The following is a 13362-nucleotide window of genomic DNA, read 5'->3' on the forward strand; positions in this document are numbered from 1 at the left end:
GTGGCCCGGCGAGTCAGACCGCTGCCTCCTCGGCGGCCGGCGAGGGGCCCTCGCCACGGACGGGAAGCTCGTCGAACGCACCCGGCGGCTCCCGCCACGGTGCCTGCGGGTTGCCTTCCGCCGCGTCGCGGACGGCCCGCCACACCCGTTGCGGGGTCAGCGGCAGGTCGAGGTGCCGCACCCCGAGGTGCCGTAGCGCGTCGAGGACGGCGTTCTGCACGGCCGGGGTCGAACCGATCGTGGCCGACTCGCCGATTCCCTTGGCGCCGAGCGGGTTGCGCGGTGTCTCCGTCTCGGTGTTCGCGGTCTCCAGCGTGGGCATCTCCGTGGCCGAGGGCACCAGGTAGTCGGCGAGCGTGGCGGTCACCGGGTTGCCGTCCTCGTCGAAGCTCATGTGCTCCCACAACGCCTGGGAGATGCCCTGCGCCGCACCGCCGTGCTGCTGCCCGCGGACGATCATCGGGTTCAGCACGCGGCCGCAGTCGTCGACCGCGATGTGCCGGAGCGGACGGACGAACCCCGTTTCGGTGTCCACCTCGACGACCGACACGTGCGCGCCGAACGGGAAGGTGGCACCCTCGGGCCGGAAGTCGGTGTCCGCGCCCAGCCGGCCGCCGTCCTCCGCCACCGCGCGGGCCAGTTCGGCCCAGCTCAGGCTCGCGTGTGGAACACCGCTGACGCCCAACCTGCCCTCGGCGGTCAACTCGATGTCGTCGGCGGACGCTTCGAGCCGGTCCGCGGCGAGCTCCCTCGCCCGCCGCAACAGCTCCTCACTCGCCCGCCGCACGGCGCTGCCGCCCAGCTGCAGTGAGCGGGAGCCACCGGTGCCCCCGCCGCGCGGCACCCGCCCGGTGTCGGACTGTACGAACCGGACGGACTCGAGCGGGATGCCCAGTTCGTCGGCCACGATCATGGAGAACGACGTGGCGTGCCCCTGGCCGTGCCCGGACGTCCCCACCGCGATCGTCGCCGTGCCGTCCTGGTCGATCGTCACGGACGCGTACTCGCCGCCGCCACCGCCCCCGGTGATCTCGACGTAGGTGCTGACGCCGATGCCGAGCAGCACCGGGCTTTCCTCGGCGATCCGGCGTGCCTGCTCGGCACGCAGGTCCTCGTAGCCCGCGAGCCGCAGGGCCTCGGTGAGCGGCAGGTCGTAGTCCCCGGAGTCGTAGTGGGCGCCGGTCAGCGTGGTGTAGGGGAACTCGCCGGGCCGCAGGAAGTTACGGCGCCGGATGTCCACCGGGTCCATGTCCAGCTCGGCGGCCGCGAGGTCGATCAGCCGTTCCAGCATCGCGGCGGCCTCAGGGCGCCCGGCGCCGCGGAACGCGCCGGTCGGCGTGGTGTTGGTGAGCGCGGCGATCCCGGCGTAGGAGAGCCGGGGGATCCGGTACACGCCCTGTGCCATCACCCGGGTCGGGCCCAGCGCGAAGCCCCCGCCGAACCCGGCGTAGGCACCGCAGTCGCCGAGCACGCGGCAACGCAGGCCGGTGATCGTGCCGTCCCGCCGCAGGCCGAGCTCGGCGTACTGCACCTGCGCCCTGCCGTGGGGCATCGACTGCAGGTTCTCCGAACGGGTCTCCACCCACTTGGCCGGGCGGCCGTGCCGGAGCGCGACCCCGACGGTCACCGCGTGTTCCGCCGAGAGCCCGAACTTGCCGCCGAAGGCGCCGCCCACGTGCGGTGCGATCACCCGGACCCGGTCCCGTTCCCAGCCGAAGGCCTTCGCGGCGACGGTGCGCAGTGCGTGCGGGGCCTGCGTGGAGACGTGGATGGTCACGTCGAAGTCCTCGTCCGGCCCGCCGGGCACGACGGCGATCGCGTTGCCCTCCAACGGGACGACGGCGACCCGCTGGTTCTCCAGCCGCGCCCGCACCACGACCTCGGCGTCGTCCAGCACGGCCGCGCCCTCGGCGTCCCGTTCGCCCGCCGCGATGTTGGACCCGAGGTGCGGGAACTGGCGTGGCGCGTCCGGAGCGAGCGCGGCCTCGGGGTCCACGACCACCGGCAGGGGCTCGTAGTCGATGTCCACCAGCTCCAGCGCGTCCGCCGCGGCGACGGCGCTCTCGGCGGCGACGACCGCCACCGGCTCGCCGACGAACCGGACGCGGTCGGTGGCCAGCGGGAGCCGCGCACAGCTCGGGTTGACCTCCATGAACTGCTTCACCGGAGGCAGGTCGAGGTCGGCGGCGGTGTACACGGCGACGACGCCGGGGGCCGCCTCAGCGGCACGCACGTCGATCGCGGTCAGCTCCGCGTGGGCGAACGGCGATCTGACGAACGCCAGGTGCAGCACGCCGTCCAGCGTGAGGTTGTCGACGTAGGTGCCGCGCCCCCGGAGCAACTCCGGGTCCTCGACCCTCCTGACTTCGGTCCCGAGCAGTGATCCCGCCATGGCCGAACCCTAACCTCGGGGTCGCGAATCCGGGTACGGCCAGGGAGCTTCCCCGATGTCCCTGTGCCGTGCACGGCCGATGATCGAAGCATGACGAACAACGTGACCACCAAGAAGCTCCGGCGTAGCTCGTCGGACCGGATGCTCGCCGGCGTCTGCGGCGGCTGGGCGGCCCTGCTGGGGGTGGACGCGGCCGTGGTGCGCATCCTGTTCGTGGCCGCGACGATCTTCGGCATCGGCACCCCGGTGCTGCTCTACGCCGCCTGCTGGATCCTCATGCCCGAGGACACCGCGACCGGCTGACACGAAAAGGGCCCGGCCCGCTGCCGCGGACCGGGCCCCTTCTCGGCTGTGCCGGACTCGATCAGAAGTCCATGCCGCCCATGCCACCGGTCGGGTCGGCGCCCGCACCGGCCTTCTCCTTCTCCGGCTTGTCCGCCACGACGGCCTCCGTCGTGAGGAACAGAGCCGCGATGGAGGCGGCGTTCTGCAGCGCGGAACGCGTCACCTTCGCCGGGTCGATGACGCCGGCGGCGACCAGGTCCTCGTAGTCGCCGGTCGCGGCGTTGAGGCCGTGGCCCTGCGGCAGGCCCTTGACCTTCTCCGCCACGACGCCGCCCTCGAGACCGCTGTTGACCGCGATCTGCTTGAGCGGGGCCTCGACGGCGACCTTCACGATGTTCGCGCCGGTCGCCTCGTCACCGACCAGCTTGAGACCGTCGAACGCGGCCTTGGACGCCTGCAGCAGGGCGACGCCGCCACCGGCGACGATGCCCTCCTCGACGGCAGCCTTGGCGTTGCGCACGGCGTCCTCGATGCGGTGCTTGCGCTCCTTGAGCTCCACCTCGGTGGCGGCACCGGCCTTGATGACGGCAACGCCGCCGGCCAGCTTCGCCAGGCGCTCCTGCAGCTTCTCCCGGTCGTAGTCGGAGTCGCTGTTCTCGATCTCGGCACGGATCTGGTTGACCCGGCCCTGGATCTGGTCCGCGTCGCCGGCACCCTCGACGATGGTGGTCTCGTCCTTGGTGATGACGGCCTTGCGGGCGCGACCCAGCAGGGAGATGTCGGCGTTCTCCAGCTTGAGACCGACGTCCTCGCTGATGACCTGGCCACCGGTGAGGATGGCCATGTCCTGCAGCATCGCCTTGCGGCGGTCACCGAAGCCCGGAGCCTTGACGGCGACGGACTTGAAGGTGCCGCGGATCTTGTTGACGACCAGGGTGGCGAGCGCCTCGCCCTCGACGTCCTCGGCGATGATCAGCAGCGGCTTGCCCGACTGCATGACCTTCTCGAGCACCGGGAGCATGTCCTTGACGTTCGAGATCTTGGATCCGAACAGCAGGACGTACGGGTCCTCCAGGACGGCCTCCTGGCGCTCCGCGTCGGTCACGAAGTAGCCGGAGATGAAGCCCTTGTCGAAGCGCATACCCTCGGTGAGCTCGAGCTCGAGCCCGAAGGTGTTGGACTCCTCGACGGTGACGACGCCTTCCTTGCCGACCTTGTCCAGCGCCTCGGCGATCAGCTCACCGATGGTGCGGTCGGCGGCGGAGATCGAGGCCGTGGCCGCGATCTGCTCCTTGGTCTCGACCTCCTTGGCCATCTTGTGCAGCTGCTCGGTGACAGCCTCGACAGCCTGCTCGATGCCCCGCTTGAGGGCGATCGGGTCGGCGCCGGCCGCGACGTTGCGCAGACCCTCCTTCACGAGGGCCTGGGCGAGCACGGTGGCGGTGGTGGTGCCGTCACCCGCGACGTCGTCGGTCTTCTTGGCGACTTCCTTGACGAGCTCGGCCCCGATCTTCTCCCACGGGTCCTCGAGCTCGATCTCCTTGGCGATGGAGACACCGTCGTTGGTGATCGTCGGCGCGCCCCACTTCTTCTCGAGCACGACGTTGCGGCCCCGAGGGCCGAGCGTCACCTTGACGGCTTCGGCGAGGGTGTTCAGGCCGCGCTCGAGACCGCGGCGGGCGTCCTCGTCGAACGCGATGAGTTTGGCCATTGCGGTGTGGTCCTCCGGTATTCGGCGCTATCGACGGTCCGGTCTCTCGTGATGCCGGACCCTCGCAGCAGGACACGTCCTCGGCCAGGCTCGGTGCCCGCGACGGACGACCAGCTCGGTTGCCCCGAACATGGCCTCACCGTCCCGACCTTCAGGTGACTGGTCGTTCACCAGCCACCTGGCACTCGACGGCGCCGAGTGCCAATCCCGTGTTTAGCACTCTCCGGGGGAGAGTGCAAGAAAGGCAGGTCACCCACCCGTGCCCGGAACGATCGGGATGGACGTGGGCGGGGGCCGGTCTCCCGAGCCGGTCGGCGTGCCCGCCCCGTCGTCGGGCCCGACGGGGATGTCCGGCGCCCTGGAACTCGTCTGCGGCGCGGGCGGCCGGCTTTCGTCACCGGAGCCGGACAGCGCGACGACGACCGCGACGCCCACGCCGACCAGCACGACCGCGAGCACGACCCACAGCACCCAGCCCTTGCCGCCACCCCGGGGCGGCGGCTGCGCCGGGTTCGGGAAACCACCCCCGGGGGGCGGTGCCTGGTGCGGCCGCGGGCCGAACCCGGGCGCTCCGTGCGGCGGGGTGCCCGGCGGGGGACCCGCGAAACCGGGCGGCGGCGGTCCGTACCCGGACGGATGACCGGGAGCGGGGCCGTAGCCGGACGGGTAGCGGCCGGGATGGTGGCCCGGCGGGGGCTGCGCCTGCGGTTGCCGGTGCGCCTGCGGTGCCGGTTGCTGCCCCGCCTGCCCACCGAACGGCCGCTGTCCCGCGGGACTCCCCTCTTCCCCGTTGCCGACGGCGACCGGGCGCCTGCCCCCCGTCGCCGGCGTCCCGGACAGCGCCGCCGGAGCGACCGGCTCCGGAAGCAGTGCCTTGCGCGCCGCCGCGATCAGCTCGACACAGCCGCCGTAGCGGTCCTGGGGGCTTTTCGCCATGCCCTTGCGGACCACGTCGTCGAGCCCGCGGGGCAGCGTGCCCACCGCGCGCGACACCGGCTCCGGCTCCCCGCTCAGGTGGCCCTTGATCACCGCGGAGACCTCGCCGTGGAACGGCGGGTGGCCGGTCAGGCAGGCGTACAGCATGCACGCGAGCGCGTACTGGTCGGTCCGCCCGTCCAGCGGCTCGCCGCGCAGGTGCTCAGGAGCCGCGTAGGTGGGCGAGCCGAGGAAGTCGCCGCCCCGCGTCCGGTGCCCGGTCGCACCACGGCGGGTCAGGCCGAAGTCGGCCACGTAGACGTGCTCCCGCGCCGACTCCCGGCTCGTCACCAGGACGTTGGCCGGCTTCACGTCGAGGTGCACCAGCCCGCGCGCGTGCAGCGTGTCGAGCGCGTCCGCGACCTGGTCGAGCAGGCCGATCGCGCGCTCGGGCCGCATCGGCTCGCCGCCGATCAGGCTGGCCAGGTCGGACCCGTCGACCAGTCGCATGGCGATGTAGAGCAGGCCGTCGAGCTCACCGAAGTCGTACAGCGGGACGATGTTCGCGTGGTCGATGGCCGAGGTGTTGCGGGCCTCGTCGACGAACCGCTCCCGGAATTCGGCGTCGGCACCGAGGTGTTCCCCGATGACCTTGAGGGCCACCTTCCGCCCGAGCCGGACATCGGTGGCCCTGTACATCACGCTCATGCCACCGCGGCCCAGCACGCCCTCGATGCGGTAGTGACCCAGCCGCTTCCCGGTGAGGTCCCCCGACACATCGCCTGTCACGGAGCGCAGCCTAACGCCCGGGTGTTCCCGGCGACGCGAAGTGTCGCCACCGGGTGCCGCGGCCCGTCACCGGCGGGGACCCCGGTGACGGGCCGATCACGGCTGTTACGAGACCTTGCGGACGTCCGCGGCCTGGCTGCGGCCGTCCCGGCCGGCCTGCACCTCGAACTCGACGCGGTCGCCCTCATCGAGGGTCTTGAAACCGTCCGCCTGGATGGCGGAGTAGTGTACGAAGACATCAGGTCCGTCCGGGGACTCGATGAACCCGTAGCCCTTCTCCGCGTTGAACCACTTGACCGTGCCGACAGCCACGGCGTCCTCCTTGTACCAAAACGAAACGTGGCAGTTGAGCAGCCGCCACGCCGGAAGCTTCGATCACGCTACCGGAATAACGCCGCCGAGCAATGGTCAATTCGCGGCGAATTTCCGATCCCGGCGTCACCGCCGGGCACGGGTTTGCAGGAGGACGGTGCCCGGCCCGGCGAAGTCCAGCGCGAGTCCCTCACCCGTCCGGACCGACTGCGGACCGGCCGGATCGACGGCCCGCAACCGGCACTGCACCGGGTCCGGGTAGCCGAGCACGTAGGCCGGGCTGACCGTGATGACCTCACCCGCCTCGAGCGCGAACGCGTCCACCGGGCCACGCGCGGCGAGCACGAGCGGTCCGGTTCCGCTGTAGTGCTCCAGGAAGCCGGCGTCGCTGCCGAACAGCGCCTGGTGCGCGGGCCACGGGTGGTCCCTGCGCACCGTGGCGGGGCGGGCCAGCACCGCGGCCCTGGCGACCGACCAGCCGACCCTGCCGTCAAGCTCGACCGGATGCACGTCACCCGCGTCGTCCGGAGCGAGGTCGATCCAGCCACCGGTCTGGGGGGCCGTGAACACGGACCCGGTCCGGCCACCGCGCCTGCCCGCCCTGGTCTCGACGACGCCGAAGCTGGACGCGACCATGGCCCGCGCGTCGGCCTCCACGGCCTCACCGGCGGAGAGCAGCAACCTGGCCACGCCGAAGGCCGGGGTGTGCCGAGTACTCACCCGCATCCGGCGCCTACCGCTGCGGCACCTGCGCGACCACCCATGCGGCGAGCGCCGAGGGGTTGCGCGTCTGCGTCAGGATCTGCCCGGGACCCGCGAAGTCGAACACCAGGCCCTCGCCGCTCTTGAGCGACTGGATCACGCCTGCCGCGATCTTGCGGGTCTGCGACTGCACGGTGTCGGCGTAGGCGACCACGTGCCCGGAGTCGATCGTCACCAGCTCGCCGGGCTGCAGCGTGACCACGTCGAGCGCGCCGTAGCACCCCACGATCACCTGGCCCTGCCCGGTGACGTGCGTGAGGAACCCGCCTTCACCGCCGAAGAGCTTGCCGAAGCCGCCCCACCTCGTCTCGGTCTGCACCCCGTACGACGAGGCCAGCCACGAGCCGCGGGTGACGCACCAGCCGGTGCGGCCGTCGAGGTTGAGCACCTGGATGTCCCCCGGCAGGCTGGCCGCGACGTCCACCCAGCCGCCGTTCTGCGGCGCGGTGTAGGTGCTGACGAAGAACGACTCCCCGGCCAGGAACGCCCGTCCCAGCCCTTTCATGACGCCACCCTGCGACTGCGACTGCACGTGCATGCCGTAGCTCATGGCGGCCATCGCGCCCGACTCGACCTGGGCGGGCTCCCCCGGTGCCAGCACGAGTCTGGCCACCGCGAACGACGGCTGGTGGCGAATCTGTACCTGCATGGACCCTCCCCTGTCACTCGCGCTCGGCGGGGAGAGTCTTGCATGAGCGCCGCCGCACGGGAGGATGGTCCGCGTGATCGCGATCAACGGGACCGAACGCGCCAGGACCGTCGACGAGCACCGGGCCGAGGTGATCGAGTTGCTCGGCACCCGGCCCACCATCGAGCTGCCGCTCGCGGACTGCACCGGGCTCGTGCTCGCCGAGGACGTACGGGCGGGTGTCTCGCTGCCGCCGTTCGACAACTCCGCGATGGACGGGTACGCCGTGCGCTCGGTCGACGTCGTCGAGGCCGGTCCGGAGCGGCCCGTGGAGCTGCCCGTGACCGAGGACATCCCCGCGGGCCGCACCGACCTGCCCGCCCTGCTCCCTGGCACCGCGCACCGCATCATGACCGGCGCGCCGCTGCCGACCGGCGCGGACACCGTGGTCATGGTCGAGCGCACCGACGGCGGCACCGAGACGGTCCGGGTGCACGAGGCCGCCCCGCCCGGCGCGCACATCCGGCGCACCGGCGAGGACGTGGCGGCGGGCTCGGTCGCGCTCGCCGCGGGCACGGTGCTCGGCCCCGCGCAGCTGGGCCTCGCCTCCGCGGTGGGGCTCGACCGGCTCACCGTGCACGAGCCGCCTCGTGTGCTCGTGGTCTCGACCGGCACCGAGCTCGTGCTGCCGCCTGCCGAGCTGCGGCACGGCCAGATCTACGAGTCCAACAGCGTCATGCTCGTCGCCGCGCTGCGGGCGATGGGCTGCCGCGTGGAGTCGCTCCGCAGCGTGGCCGACGACGTCGACGCGTTCCGCGCCGCGATCGAGCCGAAGCTGGCCGATTCGGATCTCGTGGTCACCTCAGGCGGGGTGAGCGCGGGCGCGTACGAGGTGGTCAAGGACGCGCTGACCGGCGCGGGCGTGCGGTTCGCCAAGGTCGCGATGCAGCCCGGCGGACCGCAGGGGTGCGGCAGGTGGAACGGCGTGCCCGTGGTGACGCTGCCGGGCAACCCGGTGAGCGTGCTCGTGTCGTTCGAGGCCTTCCTGCGCCCGGCGCTGCTCTCGGCGCTCGGGCACTCCGACGTCGAGCGCAGGCGGGTGCGGGCCCGGCTCACCGAGACCCTGACCTCACCCAGGGGGAAGCGGCAGTTCCGCCGCGGCTACTACACGCAGCGCGAAGGCCAGGTGACCGGCGTGGTGGGCCCGCGCGGCGGCCCTGGCTCCCACCTGCTGGCCGCGTTCACGCAGGCCAACTGCCTCATCGTGCTTCCGGAGGACGTCGCCGAGGCCGAAGAGGGCTCCGAGGTCGACGTCCTGCTGCTCTAGCGCCACACGAAAGGGGCGACGCTTGGTAACTTTTTCCCCACTGGGGGTTATCAGGGCTGGCCTCGGCCTTTAAGATCGCTGGTCCGTGGCCGGGTGGCGTACGGCGTCGGGGGGCGCACGCCACCCGGTCCGTCCAACTCCGGCGGCTGGCGTAGCGTGGGGCCATCCGTCCCACGCAGAAACCACGGGAATCCTCACCAGAATGAGCGCCGCCGCCCCCGCGCCGGAATCCGGCAACTCCCTCGGCCACGCCCTGCAGCTCGCCCGCGAGACCCTCCCGCCCATGCACCCGGCGGGGAGGCCGTTCGTGCTCGGCGGCCTCGCCGCGGCCCTCGTCCTCCGCAAGGTGTCGAAGCCGCTCGGCCTGCTGGCCGGGCTCGGCACCGCGGCGACCGCCGCCTTCTTCCGCGAGCCGAAGCGCGTGCCGCCGGCCGAACCCGGTCTCGCGGTCGCCGCGGCCGACGGCATCGTGTCGCTGATCGAGGAGGCGTCGCCGCCACCCGAGCTGGGGCTGCCGGACGAACCGCGCACGCGCGTGAGCGTGTTCCTCTCGGTGTTCGACGTGCACGTGCAGCGGGTGCCGGTGAGCGGTACCGCCGAGCGGGTGGCCTACCGGCCGGGCAAGTTCCTCTCCGCCGACTTCGACAAGGCCAGCGACGTCAACGAGCGCAACTCCGTGCTGCTGCGCACCGACGAGGGCCACCAGCTCGCCGTCGTGCAGATCGCGGGCCTGGTGGCACGCCGCATCCTGTGCCAGATCCGGCAGGGAGAGCGGGTCGAGGTCGGCACCACGTATGGTCTGATCCGGTTCGGCTCCCGCGTCGACGTGTACCTTCCCCCAGGCAGCCGTGTTCTGGTACGGAAGGGACAGCGCACGATCGGCGGGGAGACGGTCCTCGCCGAGATCGGTTCCCGGAAAGGCTGAGCCATGGCCCGGAACGCACCCGGCGTCCGGTTGCTCCCGAACGCCATCACGGTTCTCGCGCTGTGCGCCGGCCTTTCCGCCGTGCAGTTCGCGCTGAACGACCAGCACTCGCTCGCGATCGGCGCGATCGGCATCGCCGCCGTGCTCGACAGCCTCGACGGCCGGATTGCCCGCCTGCTGGACGCGACCTCCCGCATCGGCGCCGAACTCGACTCCCTTTCGGACGCCATCTCCTTCGGCGTGGCGCCCGCGCTGGTGCTCTACGTGTGGCTCGCCGAGGGCAGCAGGCTCGGCTGGGTCGCCGCGCTGGTCTTCGCCGTGTGCATGGTGCTGCGGCTGGCCCGGTTCAACACGCTGCTGGACGACACCGACCAGCCGCCGTACGCGGGCGAGTTCTTCGTGGGGGTCCCCGCACCGGCCGGCGGGCTGCTGGCGTTGCTGCCACTGACGGTCACGCTGCAGTTCGGCGAGGGGTGGTGGTCCGCCGAGGCGGTCGTGTGGGTGTGGACGGTCGGGATCTCCGCGCTGCTGATCAGCCGGATCCCCACGCTGTCGCTCAAGACCGTCCGCGCACCGGCCAAGGCGGTCGCGCCGCTGCTGGTGGCCGTGGGACTCGCGGCCGCCGCGGTCATCCAGTACCCGCTCATCGCGCTCGCCGGCGCACTGGTGCTCTACCTGCTGCACATCCCGTACTCGGTGCGCCGCTACCGCTGGCTGGCCAGGCACCCCGAGGCCTGGGCGGTGCCGCCACGCGAGCGCAGGGCCATCCGCAGGGCACGCAGCCAGCGACGGCTGGGCCTGCGCAGGCCGCAGTTCCGGCGCGTGCCGGGCGTGGCCAGGCGCGCCGTCCGGCGGCCGAGGCCGGAACCCCACGTCGCGCGGGGCACGGGCCGCGTGTACCCGGCCGAGTCGCCTGCCCGGATGGGGGACCGCGGCCCCGGCAGGCGCAACTGGCGCAGGCTCGGCCTGCGGCACCGCGGCGACTGACGCCCGGTGCGGCATAGGGTGGTCAGGTGCGCGAGCCACAGATCACCCTGACCGTCCGGCACACCCCGTCCGCACTCGACTCCCGGCGCGGGATCGTCCGGCTGCACCCCGAGGTGCTCGACGCGCTCGGGCTACGCGAGTGGGACGCCGTGCGGCTGACGGGCGCCCGCGTCAGCGCCGCGCTCGCCGCGCCCTCGTCCGGCCACGTGCCCGGGGTCGTCCTCGCCGACGACATCACGATGTCCAACCTCGGGGTGACCGAGGGAGCCGAGATCGTCGTGGCTCCCGTCGCGGTGTCCGCCGCCCGCACGGTGACGGTCTCGGGCTCCCGGCTGGCGAGCGCGTCCGTCGACCCCGCCACGCTGCGCCTGGCCCTGCTCGGCAAGGTGCTGACCGTCGGCGACGCCGTGTCGCTGCTCCCGCAGGACCTCGCGCCGCCGCCCGGCTCGGACGTCGGCGCGGTGCGCGGCAGTCTCTCCCGCACGATCGGCACGGCATGGACCACCGAACTGCTCACCGTCACCGCGACCGAGCCCTCGGGCCCGGTCGCCGTCGGACAGTCCACTGTGGTCGGCTGGCGGGGCGGGGCAACCACCGGCGACCCGGCGCCGCCACCGGCTCCGGCTCCGGCTGCGCTGGGAGCAACGGCCCCCGCGCAACCGGCCGGAACGGCACCGGAGGAGGAGCCGCCGCCGCTGGCCGACCTCGCGGGCTCCCGCGCCGCCGCCCGCCGCTTCGCCGAATGGCTCGACCTGGCCTTCCACCGTCCCGAACTGCTGGCCCGGCTCGGCACGTCGGGCAGGCTCGGGGTGCTGCTCTCCGGGCCGGAGGGCGCCGGGAAGGCCACGCTCGTCCGGTCGGTGGCGCATGCCGAGGGTGTCCGGGTGGTGAGCGTCGCCGCGCCGAGCATCGCCGTCCTGGAGCCGGACGCCGTGCTCGCGCGTCTCGACACCGCCGTCGAGCAGGCGACCGCCGCCGGGCCGGGCATCCTGCTGATCACCGACGTCGACGCGCTGCTGCCCGCGTCGCAGCCCCCGCCGGTGGCGACCGTGGTGCTCGACCGGTTGCACGCGGCGCTGGATCGCCACGGGTTCGCGGTGGTGGCGACCTCGGCGCACCCGGAGTCCGTCGACCCCCGGCTGCGCGGAGCCGATCTGCTCGACCGCGAGCTGCGGCTGGGGCTGCCCGACACCGAAATCCGCACGGAGCTGCTGCGCGTGCTGTTGCGGGAGGCCCCGCTGGAGCACGGCATCGACCTGGGGGCCATCGCCGAGCGGACTCCCGGGTTCGTCGCGGCCGACCTGGTGGCGCTGCGCCGGGAGGCCGCGTTGCGGGCCGCGCTGCGGCAGCGCGACGGCGCCGACCGGGACGTGGAGCCCCGGATCGCCCAGCGCGACCTGCTCGGCGCGGTGGAGTCGGTGCGGCCCATCTCCATGTCGACCTCGGACACGCTGGCGACCGGCGGGCTCACGCTCGCCGACATCGGCGACATGACCGAGGTCAAGCAGTCGCTGACCGAGGCCGTGCTGTGGCCATTGCGGTACCCGGACTCGTTCTCCCGGCTCGGTGTCGACCCGCCGCGTGGCGTGCTGCTGTACGGTCCACCCGGCGGTGGCAAGACGTTCCTGGTGCGCGCGCTCGCCGGAACCGGAGCGCTGAACGTCTTCGCCGTCAAGGGCGCCGAGTTGATGGACAAGTGGGTCGGCGAGTCGGAGCGTGCCGTGCGGGAGCTGTTCCGCAGGGCTGCCGAGGCCGCGCCCGCGCTGGTGTTCCTGGACGAGATCGACGCGCTCGCGCCCCGGCGCGGCCAGTCCAGCGACTCGGGCGTCGCCGACCGCGTGGTGGCCGCCCTGCTCACCGAGCTGGACGGGGTGGAACCGATGCGCGACGTCGTGGTGCTGGGCGCGACGAACCGGCCCGATCTGGTGGATCCCGCGCTGCTGCGTCCGGGCAGGCTGGAGCGGGTCGTCTACGTGCCGCCGCCGGACGCCGCCGCCAGGGCGGACATCCTGCGTGCCAGCGCGAGGAACACGCCCTTGGCATCCGATGTGGACATCGACGAGCTGGCGTCCACTCTGGAGGGTTATTCGGCCGCCGACTGTGCCGCGCTGATCAGGGAGGGGGCGCTGACGGCGATGCGCGAGTCGCTGGAGGCCAGCGAGGTCACGGCGGCACACCTGGCGAAAGCACGCGACGCCGTGCGCCCCTCCCTCGACCGCGCGCAGCTCGCCGCGCTGGAGTCGTTCGCCGCGAACCGCTGACCGCGAGTCCCTCGCTCAGTCCCGCGAGTGCTGCGTTCGGGCACCCGAATGCCGCGTTCGGGGGCGCG

The 13362-nt window shown here is 72.8% G+C and carries 11 protein-coding genes; 5 read left to right on the forward strand and 6 right to left on the reverse strand.

Annotated elements, in window-relative coordinates; translation table 11 throughout:
* Positions 1-13 precede the first annotated feature (13 nt).
* Positions 14-2392, reverse strand: coding sequence for a xanthine dehydrogenase family protein molybdopterin-binding subunit (locus B0I33_RS05265; RefSeq protein WP_106177386.1), 2379 nt, complete (start codon positions 2390-2392; stop codon positions 14-16).
* A 90-nt stretch (positions 2393-2482) separates the two neighbouring features.
* Between B0I33_RS05265 and B0I33_RS05270 the strand changes: the two genes are divergently transcribed.
* Positions 2483-2695, forward strand: coding sequence for a PspC domain-containing protein (locus B0I33_RS05270; protein ID WP_106177387.1), 213 nt, complete (start codon positions 2483-2485; stop codon positions 2693-2695).
* Positions 2696-2756: 61 nt separating this feature from the next.
* Here the strand turns inward: B0I33_RS05270 and groL are convergent, their stop codons facing one another.
* From groL to B0I33_RS05295, 5 genes are all read right to left on the reverse strand, one after another.
* Positions 2757-4388, reverse strand: coding sequence for a chaperonin GroEL (groL, locus tag B0I33_RS05275; RefSeq protein ID WP_106177388.1), 1632 nt, complete (start codon positions 4386-4388; stop codon positions 2757-2759).
* A gap of 249 nt (positions 4389-4637) precedes the next feature.
* Entirely contained in the window at positions 4638-6092 is a 1455-nt protein-coding gene (locus B0I33_RS05280; protein ID WP_106177389.1) for a serine/threonine-protein kinase, read from the reverse strand.
* Between the two features lie 105 nt (positions 6093-6197).
* Positions 6198-6404: a cold-shock protein gene (locus B0I33_RS05285; RefSeq protein WP_106177390.1), complete on the reverse strand. Its 207-nt coding sequence runs from the start codon at positions 6402-6404 to the stop codon at positions 6198-6200.
* Between the two features lie 126 nt (positions 6405-6530).
* Positions 6531-7130 (reverse strand): AIM24 family protein, encoded by a 600-nt coding sequence (locus B0I33_RS05290; protein WP_106177391.1) that lies wholly within the window; start codon positions 7128-7130, stop codon positions 6531-6533.
* A 7-nt stretch (positions 7131-7137) separates the two neighbouring features.
* Positions 7138-7815: a TIGR00266 family protein gene (locus B0I33_RS05295; RefSeq protein WP_106177392.1), complete on the reverse strand. Its 678-nt coding sequence runs from the start codon at positions 7813-7815 to the stop codon at positions 7138-7140.
* Between the two features lie 64 nt (positions 7816-7879).
* Between B0I33_RS05295 and moeA the strand changes: the two genes are divergently transcribed.
* The 4 genes from moeA to B0I33_RS05315 all read left to right on the forward strand — a co-directional run bounded on the left by moeA (position 7880) and on the right by B0I33_RS05315 (position 13294).
* Positions 7880-9121 (forward strand): molybdopterin molybdotransferase MoeA, encoded by a 1242-nt coding sequence (gene moeA / locus B0I33_RS05300; protein ID WP_106177393.1) that lies wholly within the window; start codon positions 7880-7882, stop codon positions 9119-9121.
* A gap of 202 nt (positions 9122-9323) precedes the next feature.
* The gene (locus tag B0I33_RS05305) at positions 9324-10046 is read left to right on the forward strand and encodes a phosphatidylserine decarboxylase (RefSeq protein WP_106177394.1); all 723 of its coding nucleotides are present in this window, start codon (positions 9324-9326) and stop codon (positions 10044-10046) included.
* Positions 10047-10049: 3 nt separating this feature from the next.
* Positions 10050-11033 (forward strand): CDP-alcohol phosphatidyltransferase family protein, encoded by a 984-nt coding sequence (locus tag B0I33_RS05310; protein ID WP_106177395.1) that lies wholly within the window; start codon positions 10050-10052, stop codon positions 11031-11033.
* Positions 11034-11059: 26 nt separating this feature from the next.
* Positions 11060-13294: an AAA family ATPase gene (locus B0I33_RS05315; RefSeq protein WP_106177396.1), complete on the forward strand. Its 2235-nt coding sequence runs from the start codon at positions 11060-11062 to the stop codon at positions 13292-13294.
* Positions 13295-13362 lie beyond the last annotated feature (68 nt).

This window comes from Prauserella shujinwangii, from assembly GCF_003001955.1.
Taxonomy (GTDB): Bacteria; Actinomycetota; Actinomycetes; order Mycobacteriales; family Pseudonocardiaceae; genus Qaidamihabitans; species Qaidamihabitans shujinwangii.

Excerpts from the sequence above, each read along its gene's own strand:
- B0I33_RS05270 (WP_106177387.1), top strand. The coding sequence starts at position 2,483 with ATGACGAACAACGTGACCACCAAGAAGCTCCGGCGTAGCTCGTCGGAC.
- B0I33_RS05305 (WP_106177394.1), top strand. The coding sequence starts at position 9,324 with ATGAGCGCCGCCGCCCCCGCGCCGGAATCCGGCAACTCCCTCGGCCAC.
- moeA (WP_106177393.1), top strand. The coding sequence starts at position 7,880 with ATGGTCCGCGTGATCGCGATCAACGGGACCGAACGCGCCAGGACCGTC.
- groL (WP_106177388.1), bottom strand. The coding sequence starts at position 4,388 with ATGGCCAAACTCATCGCGTTCGACGAGGACGCCCGCCGCGGTCTCGAG.
- B0I33_RS05310 (WP_106177395.1), top strand. The coding sequence starts at position 10,050 with ATGGCCCGGAACGCACCCGGCGTCCGGTTGCTCCCGAACGCCATCACG.
- B0I33_RS05265 (WP_106177386.1), bottom strand. The coding sequence starts at position 2,392 with ATGGCGGGATCACTGCTCGGGACCGAAGTCAGGAGGGTCGAGGACCCG.
- B0I33_RS05295 (WP_106177392.1), bottom strand. The coding sequence starts at position 7,815 with ATGCAGGTACAGATTCGCCACCAGCCGTCGTTCGCGGTGGCCAGACTC.
- B0I33_RS05290 (WP_106177391.1), bottom strand. The coding sequence starts at position 7,130 with ATGCGGGTGAGTACTCGGCACACCCCGGCCTTCGGCGTGGCCAGGTTG.